Genomic DNA, 15,171 nt, shown 5'->3' on the forward strand with positions numbered 1-15,171 from the left:
TGAACAGCGGGCCCTTAGACGCCGGCGCTTCGCGAGCGGCGGCAACGCGCCATCTTCGGCCCTCTCCGGCTCTCTCTTCGATTCCCAACGACGGACGCAGAGTTGCCATCGTGCCGGGCAAGCGTGAATGACGGGAGATTATCTGCCATATGCAAATTTCGGGCGATAGCTTTCGATAAGTTTTTCTTCCTCGTCCTCTTCGTCATCCGGGTCCGGCGGAAGGTCTTCGCCGGTCAGAACCGTCAGGGTGAAGCCATATTCTCTTAGTCCGACCGCCTGTTCGTCGAGCTCGATCTGGGGTGAGCCTCCGAACCAGTCGTTGAGCGTGGCGGACTCACAGGCGCGCCTGCCGCTGGCCACGTTCGCCGGGTTGGCGTTGAACTGCCGCGTCAATGTTGAAGGAAGGGAGGTACCCTTGCGCAGAAAGTTCAGCCGACCGAGCTTCTTGAAGCCGTCCGAAAGGAAAGCGTAGCGCACCTCGTCATCGCGACTGACTATGATGGCCATTGGGTACGGGCTGCATTCTGCCGCGCGGATCGCCGACGCGGTTAGGGAGCATTTCGATACTTCCGCGAGCCTTTCGATACCCTCGAACCCGATCTGCTCGCGATCCAGCTCGTTCTGGACCAGCCGAGTCGGCAATAGGAGGCCAGAGGCGAAGTGATCTGCCTCGAGCTCGATCATGGAATTACCTTCCGTGAATCCGGCCCGCGAGATATGCGCCGGGGCAACTTTGAGGATTTCCTCTGGGTGCCCGTCCAGAAAATAGTGGCCCAGCTCGTGGGCCACGGTGAACCGCTGAAATCCATCGCTCTTAATGTCGGTAGAGTAGAAGATCCCGACGTCATCGCCGAAGATGATCCCACCGCTGACTCCGAACTGATCCGGTCTCTTGGGCACGACCAAAATGCCTTCGGTCGAGGCGATCTCGAAAGGATCAATCGGAAAAGCGTCGAACCCGTGCTCTCTGGCTTTCCGTTCACCGCACTGGCGCGCCCAGGAGAGCCGGGCCTTGCTCATCCCGCGCCGGACTCCCGCTTCTTGGTCATTAGGTCGATCATCATCTGGATGTGTTCGCGGTCATGATGCGAAAGTTGCTCCTCGCCGCGAAACGCGGTGGTCGCGCCTTCCATTGTCGACGACCGGCCGAGCAGAAAATCGGAGGACACGTTCAACGCTTTGGCGAGCGCCCTGACATTCGCAAATGATGGCTTTCGCCGGTCTCGCTCGAAATGACCGATCGCGGCGGCTTGCAACCCCGCCAGCTTGGCGAGTTCGGCTTGACTGAGGCTCCTTTTCTCGCGGGCTTGCACTAGCCGGCTACCAAAATCGTCGTTGCCTTCGGTCGTCATTGACTCTACGTTGTCCATTCCTATATATCTACGACATCGTAGGTAGATCGGCACGCCCTTCTGGGCATTTTTTTAGCCGTATCTATCTACGAAGACGTAGGTTTTTATACGACGACTCGGTGGGGTCGTCAAGCAGAGAGAGGACGATGGAAATGGCGAAGAAGTCGGAAGTGACGAGCAAGCGGGCGGCTACTGCCGCCTCGAAGGTGCTGCGCGACCCTAGGTCGAGCACGGCCGCGAAAACTGCTGCCGCGTCGGCGCTCACGCAGCGCCCCAACCGCAAGAAGTAGGAGGTGGAAATGGCGAACGACAAACCCAAGAAAACGGTGACGATTATCGTCGAGGGCACCGAGCATGAGTGGCCGAAGGGCGAGATCAGCTACGCCGAAGTCGTGACCCTCGAGGTGCCGGATTATGCGCACCATCCCGAGATCACCTATTCGGTCACGTACAAGCGCGGCCACGGCAACAAGCCCGAGGGCACACTAGCGCCCGGTGCCTCGGTGAAGGTCAAGGACGGGATGAAATTCAATGTTTCGGAAACTGGTCAGTCGTAATTCGGACCTCAGGCGCCTGGTCGAGCGTGGCTATGCGGTCGCATTCGACAGCAATTGCCTGATCGTCCGTGACGTCCCGTATCTGGACGGCGAGGGCGAGCTGCAGTGGGGTGCGATCGTCGCCAAACTTGTCTTCGTCAACCAGGAGCAAGTCCAGCAGGACGACCATCAGATCTTTTTTGCTGGCAAGCATCCCCATCAGCTAGATGGCACACCGATCCGTAACCTGGCCGGTGGCCCGACGACGATCCAGTTGACCGAAGCTTGTGCGGACGTGGTTGTGCAGCGGTCTTTCTCGAACAAGCCGAAGTCGGAGGGCAAGTTTAAGGACTTCTTCGAAAAGGTCGACGGCTACGTTTCGATCATCTCCGGCCCGGCGATCGAGAAGTTCGGCGCCACTCCGTATACGTTCAGGAGCAACGAGGAGGTCGCGCTAGACGCAATTTTCAAGTTACAGGACACGCTCACTTCGCGCGCCCAGATCGGTGACCTCAACAACGGCTTCGCCGATGAGGTGGTCGCCGTCATCGGTCTTGGCGGGACCGGAGCCTATCTCCTCGACCTGTTGGTCAAAACGCCAGTGCCCGAGATTCGGGGCTTCGACGGTGACGGGTTTCATGTCCACAACGTATTTCGCTCACCCGGGCGGCTCGACGAAACCGAACTCGGCCTAAAGAAGGCAGACGTCTATCAGGAGCGTTACGAGAATTTCCGGCACGGCCTACGGCTGGAGGCGACCTACATCGACGAAACCTCCGCCGACGCGCTCGCCGGTGTGACGTTCGCGTTCGTGTGCGTCGACAAAGGTTCAGCGCGCGCTGCGATTTTCGAGCTGCTGATCGCAATCGGCATTCCGTTTATCGATGTCGGCATGGGTCTCAAGCGAAAGGACGGGCCACTCAACGGTATGCTGCGGGTGACTCACTACTCGGCGGAGGACGCCCCACAGATGCGCGACCGCCAGCTCGCCGAACTGTCGGATGCCCCCGACAATCTCTATCGCGCCAACATCCAGATCGGCGAGCTCAACGCGCTCAATGCCTGCCTCGCCCTCATCAGGTACAAACAGCTGCGAGGCTTCTATCGCGAGGAAGAGGCGATCAAGCATCTGTTGTTCGATATTGGCGACCTTCGCATCACCGGGGAGGTCAGCTTTGATGACGTATAGGCTCGCGCGCGTTCGCACTATGCCGGCCCAGCTCGAACCGGGCGTCCTCTATGTTTCAGAGGAGTATGAAACTGCCGCGCATCTGTGCGCATGCGGCTGCCGATCGAAGGTGCGAACGCCGTTGGGGCCGACCGAGTGGTCATTTTTCGAGGCAGCCGAAGGTCCGACGCTAAACCCTTCGATCGGCAATTGGCAGCGGCCGTGCAAGTCACATTATTGGATCATAAACGGTCGCGTCGAATGGTCGACGCAGTGGTCTTCTGAGCAGATCGCCGCCGGCAGGGCGTGCGAGCAAAGGCGTCGAGAGAGACACTACGCCAATCTAATTCCGAGCGGACACCTGGCTCGGCTCTGGCGCTGGCTAAAAGGTTTGTGTGGAGACGCGGAAACCTGATCACCTATGCCAGGCGGGTGCGGAGCAAGTGTCAGGAGGGCAGGCGATGGAAACGCACAATTTTGAGCGGTTGAGGGCGCACATCCTGCCGCTGTCCGAATCCACGACATTCGACATCGCCCGCCAGGAGTGGGACCTGATCGGCGTCGAGATCAGCGAGGAATTCGACAACTGCCCGTGCGGCCAGGAGATCGAGGAGCATTGCTACATCCGCAACAGGCTCAACGGCAATGCGACCTTTGTCGGTAGCGCCTGCATCAACCGGTTCATCCAGATCGACACCGGGATTTTATTCGAAGGCCTGAAGCGCATCGCCAAAGACGTTTCGGCGAACGCGAACAACGACCTGATCGAGCATGCTTCTCGAATGGGGTATCTCTTCGGGGAGGAGGAATACCGGTTCCTGAAGTAGACGGCGCTCAAGCGGAACCTCTCGCCCGCCTAGGTGGCTCGGAAGCAGAAGATCAACCGGCGCATCTTGAGCAAGATGATCGTCCAGCGCCGCGCCGCGACGTGATCAATTCTGGACGTCAGCTACCGGAACGGGCGATCCGTATGCTGCCTGTCCGCTTACGGCCAGGAAATAGTCGAGGCAATTGCACCGAGTCTGGCTCTTGGCTTGGTATGCAGTTAGCATTGCAGGATGCTGACAATTGCCGCCATAATTTTTGCCCTATCAAGCACACCACACGTGCTGAACAAAGCCTTTGGCGTATCGCTTGGTGAGCCAGCGGGAAACATGAGCGAACGAGGATTTCGTCGCAATAAATATGGAAACGGCGATAGCTGGGTCAGTACCGACGATTCCTTCTTCGATCGCGTGACGGTGGATGTCTCGAAGTACCAGTCGCTCGTAGAATCGATCGCAGCGTCCAAGGAATACAAAGAGGGGGGCCGTAGCGCTCGACAGCAAGCGTGTGAGGCAGATCTGGCTACACTTGGAGCCACCATTCGCTCCAAGTATCCGTCGTTGCGCAAGCCAGCTTGGCTCAAGAGCGAGGATGGCGTTGGTGGGATGCTCGGTTACTACCGCAAGTGGGTGCTCGAAGAGCCCGTTTCGCTTGAGGCAGATCCATCGCCTGCGCGGATTGTTAGCCTCACATGCTTTGGTCCGAGCGTCTTGGCGAGGGGTGAGGAGCGGGACCGACGCACCTTCTTATTCGTTATATATCGCATCAGCGAGCTTGAGCGCGCGCCTATCGAAGCTGACTTTCGCGCGAGGGAGCGACAGCGTGAGCGCGACCGCGCACGTGCACGTGCACTTGGCGTGGACCCAGAAAAACTCTGACGCGGAATTCCATGACTTAGAAGGCGCAAAACAGCGTCTGGTATGGATGTCTGCAACGCGGCAATGCGTGACGCCCAGCGGCGAACCTGTCCATCCCGGAAGCCGCCGTTTATCATGGCGCCTACCTTATGGGGCGGCGGTTAGCCGCTCTTGCCCTCGAAGGCCCACTCCGGAAGAAAACCTACAGCGGGCGAGAATCTCGCGAGCTCAGCCATTTCCTCCTTGGGTCGTTCGTCACTTGTCACCGCTGGGCCTTCTCATGGAACCTTCTCACGCGGCGTAACGCCCGTCGCTGAGCCGCCGTGCCATTCCTAGGCCGGCGAGCGCGTCAAGCACGGGGCGGACGCTGACGGCCCGCTTGCCTTTGAAGCTGCGGGCGATGTCCTGGACCGCGAGTGGGGCTGGCGCAGCGGCGAGGATAGATTGCACAGCGCCGACCTGCTCCGGCAAATTTTTCGGCCACGGTATAACGTTGCTGACCGGCACGACTGGCCCCTCGCCGAGGTCGAGCGTCGCCGCAACCGGCGCCGTATGACCCGAGACTTGGAATTCGGGACGCAGGTAGCGGATCAGCCCGCGCGCCTCCTCAGCCTCTCTTTCTTTGTTGAGCGCGACCAGACGGGCGAGGATCGTCTCCTCGTCAAGTGTGCCGGCGCGATGCTCCTCGCCCCAGCCGTAGGCTTCGGCGACACCCTCATCGATCGCATTGTGATGCTGGCGTATCAGGGTGACGAGGCCCCGATCGTGGATGTCGCGTTCTATGGGCGAGAGCACCCGGCCCGCACGAAGGGCTTCGAGCACGTTGTAAAGCTTCGTAAGGGTCAGGTCGGGCTGCTTAGAGAGAACGTTCTTCCGCAGATCTTCCAGTGCCTCGGCTGTCGATGCAATCTGATCTCTCCTGCCTTCATCGACGTCGCCTGGAAACGGGAAGGCATCAAAGCATCGCGACTTATTATATCTCGGGTGATTGCCGATGCCTCGCCTCGTGCCTGCGCGGATAGACCATATGGAGTGGTACTTTGAGGACAGTACGCCGAGGATGTAAGGGTCAGATGAGGCGATCATCACGACGCTACTATCGCCACCGGTGCCTGAGGGCAGGAACTTAAATATTCTATGCTTAGATGTGATCGGTGTTGCGATGAGTCGCGGTAGACCCTGCAGGGCGGCCCTGAATGGCCCTAAGGCTTCACCGAAAATCCACCAGTTCCTTCGCCGGATCGGACGAGGATTGACGTCGCGTTCAGGCTTAACGTTTATTAGAAGGTGCTGGTAAGCGGCTTTGAAACGGCTGGCCAGTTCAGTTTCAGTAAGGCCGTAGAAGTCGAGCATCCACAGACGCCTAGGTGCCTGAGTCATGTCGATCCCATTCACGTACGGCCTGACAAAACGGTTGAGCTCAGGATCGGCGGCGATCAGCGCGGCGGCCTCCACGGAAGAGATAGAAAAGCCACGACCATTGAACTGAAAGCCGACCTGCCCGAGCCCTCGATTGGAGCGTAGCAGTGCTGCCCCTCTTACGTTCGGTCCGATAGTAAGACTTGGAAGTATGTATCCCTTCCTTCTGATGAATTCAGCGGAGTCGCTAGCGTGCTGCTCTCCGCGAACGAACGATAAGACGTCAAGCTGCCCGTCGTGAACTCCAGCTCGAGCACACGTCATAGAGATTCGAACAGATGCGCCGTCCATGTTGTCCACCCAAGGATGGTCAGGAACAGCGTATATGACTGAGAGGGCATCGTCGCTGTAAAGATGGTCCGATAAGACAGCCGAATTGAACGGTGAGGTTATCTGCGAAGTCGTGATAAGTCCAAACTGCGTCAGATTACCGGTTGTAAGTAGGTTGGCGCTTACGTGCCACCAGTACATGACGAGATCACAGTTTTCGCTTATTGCGTATGACGCTCTCAAAGCATCTACGTATCGCTCGCCTAAGCGAACGCGCATTTCTCTCTTGCCGATGAAGGGTGGGTTGCCAATAATGAAGTCCGCCTTAGGCCAAGCCGCCGCACGCGGGTTGACGTATCGGTAAACCTCCACCCGCGCCGTCTCATCTGGCACCTGTTTTCCGGTTACGGGGTGTGGCTTCATCGTCTCGCCGTCCCATCGAGTGACCGGCGCACCTTGCTCGTCGCGCTCAAGCACGCGCTCGTCCCATTCGATCAGCGCATCCCGATTTTCGATTGTTCGAATGTCACGCAGGATTGGCTCAGGTGGGGCGCGGCCCTTGCCGTTCACGCGGAAATGCCACTGCAGGTAGCCGATCCACAGCACCAGTTGCGCGATCGCAGCGGCGCGCGGATTGATCTCAATGCCGAGAAAGTTCTCCGGCGTGATCGTGTGACCGGTCAGCTCGGCGAGATACTGGTGGTCGCCGAGGTCGACTAGCAAGTCGAGCACCTCGCCTTCAAGCTCCTTCATCCGCGCCATCGCGACATAGAGGAAGTTCCCGGTGCCGCAGGCGGGATCGAGCACGCGCGTTTGCGCGAGCTTGGTGTGGAATGTCTCCACTGTCCGCCGTGCCTCGTCGACCTTGCCTTGGTCGATCAGTTCGGACGCTGCGACGCGCACGCCGGCCCAATCGGTGCGCAGCGGCTCGAGGATCGTCGGCCCAACCAGGCGCTCGACGTAGGCGCGCGGCGTATAGTGGGCGCCCAGCTTCGCGCGCTCCTTCGGGTTAAGCGCCCGCTCCAGCAACGTGCCGAAGATGGCGGGCTCGACCTCGGTCCATCGATGCTCGGCTGCCTGGACTAGGACATCCAATTCCTCGGCGTGCAGCGGTATGGCGGTACGGTCCTTGAACAGATAGCCGTTGAAGCGCTTGAGCGGCACGCCAAGCGCAGGCGAAAAGTCGCCGGCATCCATCGCCGCCCACAAAGCGCTGAGCTGGTGCTCGAGATGCTCCGGCGCCGCGCATTGTTTCTTGAGCAAGTTGGTGAAGCTCTTCGCCGGTATCAGATTGCTATCCTCGGCGAACATCGTGAACAGCAGGCGCATCAAAAAGTTGCCGGTCCGTTCAGCTGAATGGCCACGCCGCTCCAGCCGCCGAGCGACGGTGGCGAGCAGGTCCGCAATATCGCGCGTCACCCGCGTTGAGCGGACGCTCGGATCGAGGCTCCCCGGCGCCTCCCAGATCGCCGTCAGCCTTTCGCGGACCTCGGGGTCGCGCAAGTCGTCGAGCATGATTCGGTAGCGTGAGCGGTCGGGAAACTGCGCGTAGGCCTTTCCCGTTCCTGAAAAGTCGGCATAGACCTCGATGCAGTAGCCGATGTCCACGACGAGCACGAACGGCGGCCATCCGTGGTCCGCCGGTAGCGCCTTTGCATAACGCTCGGCTTGACCCTTCGCCTGCACCATCGCCTTAGCCCAGGCCGGCGTCCCACGGCGGGCGGTACCGCGCTTCAGGCGCGCCGATGCGGATTGGCCGAATAGGTCGAAGTCGTCCTCGCCCCGCGCAGCGGCCGCGCGGTCGGCTTCGCTTCCCTGCTTCGCCTCGACGATGAAGGCGCCCTTCTTGTAGCAGTCGATCCTGCCGAAGCTGACGGTGCCGTCGCCATTGTCTTGGAATACCCGACGTTCGAACACATAATCGTTCTGCGCATCGTCAGTGCGGCTGCCGTGCGGCGCCTCGACACCGATCAGCCCGCACAGGCCGTTGATGAAGCTCTGCGTATTCGCGAGCTCCGATCCACCCGTATCGCGCCATTGCGCAATGAAGCGTTCCACGTCGGAAGTGTCCCCCATGCTCTTACATTAAGGCGCCGGGAGCGGGTCGCAAGGCCCGTAAATTGGCCTTCGCCGGAGCAGGTCTCCTGCACGATGCCGGGAGGCGCCGGGAGCGGGTCAGCCTGGCTAGTTCGATCGGTCTGGTATCGTGCGGCCCTATTCAGGTCGTAGTGGGTTCCCTTCTCGAACAGATGCGGTGGATATTACTGTCAGTCACGCGGCGCGGCTCGTGCCGCTAATTGTCCATTCGCCTCGCTTGGGTCAGTCGATGAATACTCTCCCTGCTTGCGAAGAAAGGTAACCGATGGTCGTTGAGGATTGACCGATATGATCTCCACGGGTGACCCGTCCGGCGTACAGATCTCGAGTTCACCGGACTTCCCCAGCGGCGTGAAATAAAGGTTTATACCCCGCACCCGCTCCACGCCGCATGTGCTCAGCTGACCGCAGACGTGCCGTAGCTCCGCCTCGAGCTGCTCGAAGGTGACTTCTCCCCGCATGGTTACTCGCATGGCGTCTCGTTCGAAGATGCAGACCCGGTCCGCTCCGGGGCCGTCCCCAAAATGGGGACACTCGTAGGACTCCTATACTGACTTAACCTCGGGATCAATCTGGGGTGGCGTGACGTATGGGACGGGGTTGGATCGATTCCGCCGCTTACCGAGCTGCTGTCGGAGTCATCACAATCGAACGAACATCGCTGGAGGTGTCGCAGCGGGAGCTCGCACGACGCCTCGGCAAACCACCCTCGTTTGTGAACAAGATCGAGCTGCTGGAACGCCGCCTTGATATCGTCGAGCTCATAGCAGTCGCGCGAGCGCTTGGCGTGAAGCCCGAGGCGCTCTTCGGAAAAATTCTCGAGGCTATCCCGAGCGACGATCACTGATCGGGAGCTGCTAGGGAGAACCGGCTGCCAGTGCGGGTACCATGCGCGAGTGCGCCAGCCTTATGAAGTGGGTCTTCATTCTCTTAGGGAGAGGCAATCAAATTCTTCTAAAACCACACCCGTTCTTGCTATGTTCCGCGAATCAAGCTAGTGCGTCCGGATGGCTTGTATGAAGGGAGCACGCGGTCGGGGCGCCACAGAAAATCATCTAAGTTCGCGTTTTGATGATACGATTAGGATATCCGACGGTGATTGGCTTGATGGGCAAGAGGCCGTGGATGGCGCTCAATCACAAACTAGGACCGAAGTCACGCCGGAGGTAGCAAAGTCGGCGATTACCTTCAATCGATCCCCAGACATACCATTTGACCGATCAATAAATGCATTCCGAGGGTGCGAGCACGGGTGTATATACTGCTTTGCGCGTCCAACACATGCCTACCACAACTTGTCGCCCGGGCTAGACTTCGAGACTAAACTCTTCGTGAAGGAAAACGTAGCGGAGGTTCTTCGTGATGAGCTGGCGAGGCCAAGTTATCATGTCTCACCAATCGCGTTGGGCACAAATACTGATCCATACCAACCGATCGAGCGGAGGTACGAGTTAACTCGCCGGATATTAGAGGTTCTTTCTGATCATGATCATCCGGTAACGATCACTACTAAGTCGGCGGCGGTTACGCGAGATCTTGACATATTAGGGCCCATGGCAGCGAAGAATCTCGTGACGGTCGTCCTCTCAATTACAACCTTGGACGCGGCGCTCGCGCGAAAGTTAGAGCCGAGAGCATCTGCACCAGCAAAGCGCATCGAAGCGATCGGCAAGCTGGCCGATAGCGGGGTTCAAACTCATGTCGGGGTCTCCCCGGTGATCCCCGGCATTACCGATCATGAGATTGAGCGGATTATAGAAGCGGCGGCAGCCGCTGGGGCTACTGGAGCGTTCTCTCTGATGGTCCGACTCCCTCATGAGGTCAGCCCTCTGTTCCGAGCCTGGCTTGCAAAGCATTATCCGGAGCGGCTGCAGAAGGTGATGCATCTCATAAATGATAGTCGGGGTGGTCGCGACAACGATCCAAACTTCTTTTCCAGAATGTCGCCAACTGGCCCTTATGCCGAACTCCTTCGGAGCCGCTTTCTGCTGGCTTGTAAGCGATCCGGGCTGGTACACGACCGAATGAGGCTCAGAACAGACCTGTTTCAGAGGCCATCTGCCGCCCAACTTCGGTTGTTGTGAGGTGAGCGAGGCCGAGAGGAATGGTTTTGGTAGTGAACAATCTAGGAGGGATCGCGGAAGGGGACTACGTTCTCGCGCCTCTCCGCCGCCGACTTCGCTAGAAGTCGGTCATGCGCTTTCTTCCACCTCCGAGCCTCCTGCTCGGCACTGCTTCGGTGGTGATAATGCGCAAGTGCTTCCGCTTGGGCATTGTGCTTCAACACCCTCTCGCTTGCCAGGTCGGACCTTAGTTTTTCAATGAGTTCCGAGGAGGTGCGGGGACTGGAAGGACGCTCTTCCATGGCTTGCAGAATGAGCTGGCGCGTAGCCGGGTACCTGCACTCTTTGAGAGCAATCAACGTCCGGGACCTTTTCGCTTCCTGGGCGACCGTTGTGAAGTTGACCTTCAGATTCCCCGTCTTCTGGAGCGCTTTCAATTCTTTATGCGTGGGATCCCCGCTCATGAGCCGCGCAAGGGCTGCTCGGAAGTCTTTTTCGATCGCGTCCAGCGGTGGAGCGTCGGTCTTTTTCCTCCTCATGATGCGCCACCGCCGAGGCGGTCTTCTACTATCTGGTCGAGATGAGCAACATCAACGCCAAGGTGGCTCAGGAGCACCTTCGCCTGATTTGCGCGCCCAAGGATCACCCGGAACCTAGTCTCCTCGCCATCAAGCTGCGCTTGCCGATACGAGAAGAGGTTGCGAATATATCGATCTTCCCAGAAGTGCTGGTGCCGACCATCGAGCAGGAAGCACTTGCAGCCTGCACATACAGAAGGCTCACGCGTCGCGTAATTGGGCTGCTTGTTTAGCCAGGACGTGGTGCCGGCTACGTCATGACAGCGCATCGCCAAAGGATTTAGGGGCAGGCACTTTCCGTGCGGAGCGAACCACAATCGTAAGTCATATTTGGAAACGAACTTTGCGGTCTCGCGCCACGCCCGAGAAGTGCTTTGACCATCGATCCGCTCCCGGAGCTCGAGGATGTGCTTTTCCAGTCGCTCGCCCATCTGCCCGCTGAGAAGCGAGCGACCTGTTGCCAGTTCGAACATTGTGAGCACAGTCTGCTGCGTCCGCACCGCCTGAAGCGGTGCAACCTGATGGCGGTTTTTGCCGATGTACCCGCCAGAGGTGATCTCTTGGCTTAAATGATGGAATTGCATCTGGAGAGCGGGCAAGAGGCGAGGATCCACTCCATAGGCAAAACTAGCCCACATCTTGCGGAACTGATGGGATCGGATCTTGCGGCCAGTCGTTTCGCGCCATTCGACGAGATCGTTGTCCTTGATGCGGTGCGCTGACTCGTCCGGTAACTGGCTAAGATCGACCCAGTTTTCGATAAAATCTCGCATGTCGTTCAATAATCTCGATCCCAGAATCCTTCCCACGCCCTGAGCGGACTTGGGCAGGCCCAACGGGCTTGTGATCGAGACGAAGAGCCGGTCGGACTGCGCGAGCACCCGGTATGGCTCGAGTAGGCGATTCAGTAGCAGAAGAGCGTGGACGGCGGGCGGAAGGTCGTTCGCACCTTTGATCCGCATTCCAATCACCCAATCCTCGTAAATGGGTGTATCCTCCCCCTTCGCAAGGAGGGTACGGCACAGAAATACCTCGTCCAATCCGGAAGACCCCGTCTCGATTCTCACGCACACCGGGAGTCCTGAGATGGGATCCACACCCGCCGGAAGCCCGCAAAGCTCCGACATGCGTAAGCCACCTGCCGCCATAACGGTTATGGAGCACGCTGCTTGGAGCGCCACGACTAAGCGCCTGATAGCTAGGCCCGTGTGCGCTGGATCAACTTCGGTCGGCGCTATTGGTGGGTGCCATGCTGCTTCGTGACCATCCAAAACCGAAAACTGGAAGGCTCGAGCGGCTTTCCGTTGGCGGGTCTCTTGCGACGATTTTGCCATACCTGGACCGGCATGATGACTACCCGGGGGGCGATTGTACAACGCCTCAGCGACATCCCTGAGCCGTAAAATGTCTTCGGCCGGGGTGCCCAGAAACCAGGCCGCCTTGTTTAGGATCGGTATCGCAACCTCATCGGGCAACGGCTGCACCCATCCCTTCGCTTTAGTGGCGATGGTCCTGGCGATGCCGAGGGCTTTTCTGCCGTCCCATGGCTTCTGAGGAAGTGGTAAAATGCCCGAAGCTTGCAGTGCGTGGCGTTGCTGGAAGATGAGAAGCGGTATGCGAACACGGTTCCACGCCATGCTCTCGCCGATTTCATCATCGTCTTCGTCCTCTTGGTCCTCGTCTCCATCATCAGCGGCCTCAGCTAGAAGCCCCGGCAGGTCGTCTAGATACTGCTGTAGAGCCTCTGGCCCGAGATCGGAGGGCATTTCAGCCGCGTTTGCTACCATCCATCGAATGAGCGTCCGCAAACCGACGGATACCGAGCCGATAGTACCGGGAGCTAGCGGCGATGCCTTATCGCCCGGTGCCACCATCAAAGACCATACGAAGCGTTTGGCCCAATCCAAAATTTTGGCGAATGGGGCGCTCGTCAGAAGGGCGAGCGAAACTCCATCGCTGCTCCCAACTTCGAACGCCCAGTTTATGGTGCTTGAACTCGTGCCCGCTCCCGCAGTCGGGTTGTCTAGAACCCAAAAAGAATCCCCCCATTTGCTGACGGATGAGATTCGCTCCTCGCCGAGACCGCGATCGCGGCGGAGGTGTAGCGGACTCGTCGAAGTAGCGCTGAAGATGTGCGACGTCTTCATCTCAGCCGACCGGAGGGAGCACGATTTTGAATGTTACGGCCTGCTCAAGAACCCCTTCCGAAACATTCTTCAAAAGCGACTCCAGATCGTCGGCAATAGGCTTCCATTTGGTCGACCAAGCCTCCGGGGAGACTCTGCCTCTCGATTCAAAGATTGCTGTTCGGAGACCGAGATATTGTGCCACGTTTGAAACTTGGCTCACCTCCGCAGCCGCCAATGGACAGGCTGGGCACTCACCGTAGGCGGTGCAGAGGCGGTCCGCTTTTTGATTTGCGCGGGGACTGTCAAAGGGATCAAGGCACAGAAATCCTGGCGTAGCGGCGCCAACGTCGTAAGTGAGGGGCTTATGCCTCGGGTCGATTACTCCTCGCGTGGTAAGCCACCGGTCCCGGACGAGTAATATAAGCCCAATCCTCTCCCGATAACGTTGCTTCGTTCCGTCGCTGGTATAGTGCCTCCATAGAGTCTCGGGATTTTTTTGTTTCCCGAGTTCTTGAGCTGCCAATAAGTCTCCCGTTTGAACTTGGACCTCGTCCAGCAAAGTAAATCTGATTTGAGAAAGATTGAACTTGTCGATAGCGTGCGTTTTGATGAAGCTTCGCAGAGCGCATTTCCAGACTGCATCGCACGAGGGTCCGCCGCTTTTGTGCTCAAACGTTTTCGCAACCGGCGAGGTTGCTCTGGCCTTCGTGACAAACAGCAACAACTTGTCTTTGCTGGTAATGCGATTTACCGCTGGTCGAATTCTTGCTGTGATAGATCGAAGTTCGTCCAGTAAGATGGCGATGTTGAAAGCAGCTGAAGGACTAGCATCCAGTAGAACGACAGGGTCTTCGGCAGCCCGAGCCTTTGGGCCGGATATCCTGATCGTGGGAAGGCCAAATCGCTCGCCCTCATAGATGTCGCCCCACTCGAGAGACATTGCGGTGTCGGCGTTGAAAGCGGTTGCCGTCGCAATCAACAATACAAACGGAACTAGATCCCTCGATGTTGGGTATAGGAACCCTACGAGATCGCGGACGTCATAGTCAGAGGTGAGAGCTCGGAATAATGGCGGGTCGATGTGCTGCAAGCAGCTTATATCATCAACAAACCTTGGGAAGTGTGTTGCTAGTGCAGCTAAGCACACGGACCGGTCTTGATAATCAGCGCGCCCCTCCTGGATAGCTTTGTTGCCCTTGCGGAGCAGACGGCGGCCTTTTTGCCATCTGTCAATGGTGCCTAAGATTTCCGCCTCTGCAGCAAGTATTATCTTTTGCATATGAGCGCTCGACAACCGAGGCACTGGAGTGCCCGTTTGGCTACGGCCCGGCCATGGATTCAGTGGCAGCGCTTCTTCCGCGCGTCCCGCCGCCGACCCCCACGTGCCATCGCTCTTCAGGTGCTGAAGGACCGCACGGACCACTCCCAGACGGTTAGCTCTCGTATTTTTGCTAAGTGGTTTGCCGGTTTTCCCCGGCCGGTTCAGAAAGGCCACGAAACCGGTAAAAAATGTCTCGTCCAATTCTTCAAGCGAGACGAGCGCGTTCCCCGACTCCATCAGGAATGTGTGCAGTCCGGTGCGCAATTCCATTATGCGCTGGTACCGGCTGAGCGCCGCCACGGTAGCGCAGTATCGAACCAGCCCCTCCGACATCGGCACTGCTAAGTTCGGCAGTGACAGTAGGAATGAAACAACCAGAGTCTGCTCCTCTCTGTCCGGCGTGGGGAACACCAGCTGAAGGAGAGGTCGGCTAGTCTCCGGATCGATCTTACGTTCAAGCCGTGTGAGGCTTGCACCCGCGTCGAGCACCACGACGTTATCGGTGGCGCGAGCGACCTTCTTGGCTTGCGCGATCACGGACTGCGCGACGGAGCTA

14 protein-coding genes are annotated in these 15,171 nt (G+C 58.4%); 8 read left to right on the forward strand and 6 right to left on the reverse strand.

Going from position 1 to position 15,171, the window contains the following annotated elements:
* Positions 1–138: 138 nt before the first annotated feature.
* Positions 139–1,020: an ImmA/IrrE family metallo-endopeptidase gene (locus SH591_RS00645; RefSeq protein WP_324750088.1), complete on the reverse strand. Its 882-nt coding sequence runs from the start codon at positions 1,018–1,020 to the stop codon at positions 139–141.
* Positions 1,017–1,352, reverse strand: coding sequence for a helix-turn-helix domain-containing protein (locus SH591_RS00650; RefSeq protein ID WP_324750089.1), 336 nt, complete (start codon positions 1,350–1,352; stop codon positions 1,017–1,019). The genes SH591_RS00645 and SH591_RS00650 overlap by 4 nt, the downstream gene beginning before the upstream one ends.
* A gap of 152 nt (positions 1,353–1,504) precedes the next feature.
* Between SH591_RS00650 and SH591_RS00655 the strand changes: the two genes are divergently transcribed.
* From SH591_RS00655 to SH591_RS00675, 6 genes are all read left to right on the forward strand, one after another.
* Entirely contained in the window at positions 1,505–1,642 is a 138-nt protein-coding gene (locus SH591_RS00655; protein ID WP_324750090.1) for a hypothetical protein, read from the forward strand.
* Between the two features lie 9 nt (positions 1,643–1,651).
* Positions 1,652–1,909 (forward strand): multiubiquitin domain-containing protein, encoded by a 258-nt coding sequence (locus SH591_RS00660; RefSeq protein WP_324750091.1) that lies wholly within the window; start codon positions 1,652–1,654, stop codon positions 1,907–1,909.
* The gene (locus SH591_RS00665; protein ID WP_324750092.1) at positions 1,884–3,077 is read left to right on the forward strand and encodes a ThiF family adenylyltransferase; all 1,194 of its coding nucleotides are present in this window, start codon (positions 1,884–1,886) and stop codon (positions 3,075–3,077) included. Before SH591_RS00660 ends, SH591_RS00665 begins: the two co-directional genes overlap by 26 nt.
* 19 nt (positions 3,078–3,096) lie before the next feature.
* On the forward strand, positions 3,097–3,471 hold the full coding sequence (locus SH591_RS16255; RefSeq protein ID WP_416385198.1) for a ubiquitination-like system serine protease family protein: 375 nt from the start codon (positions 3,097–3,099) through the stop codon (positions 3,469–3,471).
* 46 nt (positions 3,472–3,517) lie between these two features.
* Positions 3,518–3,883 carry a hypothetical protein gene (locus tag SH591_RS00670; protein WP_324750093.1) on the forward strand — a complete coding sequence of 122 codons (366 nt, stop codon included), beginning with the start codon at positions 3,518–3,520 and terminating at the stop codon, positions 3,881–3,883.
* Between the two features lie 231 nt (positions 3,884–4,114).
* Positions 4,115–4,759 (forward strand): hypothetical protein, encoded by a 645-nt coding sequence (locus tag SH591_RS00675; protein ID WP_324750094.1) that lies wholly within the window; start codon positions 4,115–4,117, stop codon positions 4,757–4,759.
* 270 nt (positions 4,760–5,029) lie between these two features.
* Here SH591_RS00675 and SH591_RS00680 read toward each other — a convergent pair whose 3' ends face one another.
* A complete protein-coding gene (locus SH591_RS00680; RefSeq protein WP_324750095.1) occupies positions 5,030–8,503 on the reverse strand; it encodes a class I SAM-dependent DNA methyltransferase in 3,474 nt (1,157 codons plus the stop codon).
* Between the two features lie 610 nt (positions 8,504–9,113).
* Here SH591_RS00680 and SH591_RS00685 point away from each other — a divergent pair.
* Together SH591_RS00685 and SH591_RS00690 are read left to right on the forward strand one after the other, a co-directional pair.
* The gene (locus SH591_RS00685; RefSeq protein ID WP_324750096.1) at positions 9,114–9,371 is read left to right on the forward strand and encodes a helix-turn-helix domain-containing protein; all 258 of its coding nucleotides are present in this window, start codon (positions 9,114–9,116) and stop codon (positions 9,369–9,371) included.
* 169 nt (positions 9,372–9,540) lie between these two features.
* Positions 9,541–10,608 carry a PA0069 family radical SAM protein gene (locus SH591_RS00690; RefSeq protein WP_324750097.1) on the forward strand — a complete coding sequence of 356 codons (1,068 nt, stop codon included), beginning with the start codon at positions 9,541–9,543 and terminating at the stop codon, positions 10,606–10,608.
* A gap of 41 nt (positions 10,609–10,649) precedes the next feature.
* Here SH591_RS00690 and SH591_RS00695 read toward each other — a convergent pair whose 3' ends face one another.
* The 3 genes from SH591_RS00695 to SH591_RS00705 form a co-directional block, all read right to left on the reverse strand.
* Positions 10,650–11,126: a hypothetical protein gene (locus tag SH591_RS00695; protein WP_324750098.1), complete on the reverse strand. Its 477-nt coding sequence runs from the start codon at positions 11,124–11,126 to the stop codon at positions 10,650–10,652.
* Entirely contained in the window at positions 11,123–12,931 is a 1,809-nt protein-coding gene (locus SH591_RS00700) for a hypothetical protein (protein WP_324750099.1), read from the reverse strand. Before SH591_RS00700 ends, SH591_RS00695 begins: the two co-directional genes overlap by 4 nt.
* Positions 12,932–13,313: 382 nt before the next feature.
* A complete protein-coding gene (locus SH591_RS00705) occupies positions 13,314–15,152 on the reverse strand; it encodes a phage integrase SAM-like domain-containing protein (RefSeq protein ID WP_324750100.1) in 1,839 nt (612 codons plus the stop codon).
* Between the last annotated feature and the right edge of the window lie 19 nt (positions 15,153–15,171).

The organism is Sphingomonas sp. LY54 (genome assembly GCF_035594035.1).
Taxonomy (GTDB): Bacteria; Pseudomonadota; Alphaproteobacteria; order Sphingomonadales; family Sphingomonadaceae; genus Allosphingosinicella.

What these genes read in the sequence shown, in the direction of transcription:
- SH591_RS00645 (WP_324750088.1), bottom strand. Translation starts at nt 1,020, where the DNA reads ATGAGCAAGGCCCGGCTCTCCTGGGCGCGCCAGTGCGGTGAACGGAAA.
- SH591_RS00650 (WP_324750089.1), bottom strand. Translation starts at nt 1,352, where the DNA reads ATGACGACCGAAGGCAACGACGATTTTGGTAGCCGGCTAGTGCAAGCC.
- SH591_RS00655 (WP_324750090.1), top strand. Translation starts at nt 1,505, where the DNA reads ATGGCGAAGAAGTCGGAAGTGACGAGCAAGCGGGCGGCTACTGCCGCC.
- SH591_RS00660 (WP_324750091.1), top strand. Translation starts at nt 1,652, where the DNA reads ATGGCGAACGACAAACCCAAGAAAACGGTGACGATTATCGTCGAGGGC.
- SH591_RS00665 (WP_324750092.1), top strand. Translation starts at nt 1,884, where the DNA reads ATGTTTCGGAAACTGGTCAGTCGTAATTCGGACCTCAGGCGCCTGGTC.
- SH591_RS16255 (WP_416385198.1), top strand. Translation starts at nt 3,097, where the DNA reads ATGCCGGCCCAGCTCGAACCGGGCGTCCTCTATGTTTCAGAGGAGTAT.
- SH591_RS00670 (WP_324750093.1), top strand. Translation starts at nt 3,518, where the DNA reads ATGGAAACGCACAATTTTGAGCGGTTGAGGGCGCACATCCTGCCGCTG.
- SH591_RS00675 (WP_324750094.1), top strand. Translation starts at nt 4,115, where the DNA reads ATGCTGACAATTGCCGCCATAATTTTTGCCCTATCAAGCACACCACAC.
- SH591_RS00680 (WP_324750095.1), bottom strand. Translation starts at nt 8,503, where the DNA reads ATGGGGGACACTTCCGACGTGGAACGCTTCATTGCGCAATGGCGCGAT.
- SH591_RS00685 (WP_324750096.1), top strand. Translation starts at nt 9,114, where the DNA reads ATGGGACGGGGTTGGATCGATTCCGCCGCTTACCGAGCTGCTGTCGGA.
- SH591_RS00690 (WP_324750097.1), top strand. Translation starts at nt 9,541, where the DNA reads ATGAAGGGAGCACGCGGTCGGGGCGCCACAGAAAATCATCTAAGTTCG.
- SH591_RS00695 (WP_324750098.1), bottom strand. Translation starts at nt 11,126, where the DNA reads ATGAGGAGGAAAAAGACCGACGCTCCACCGCTGGACGCGATCGAAAAA.
- SH591_RS00700 (WP_324750099.1), bottom strand. Translation starts at nt 12,931, where the DNA reads ATGCCCTCCGATCTCGGGCCAGAGGCTCTACAGCAGTATCTAGACGAC.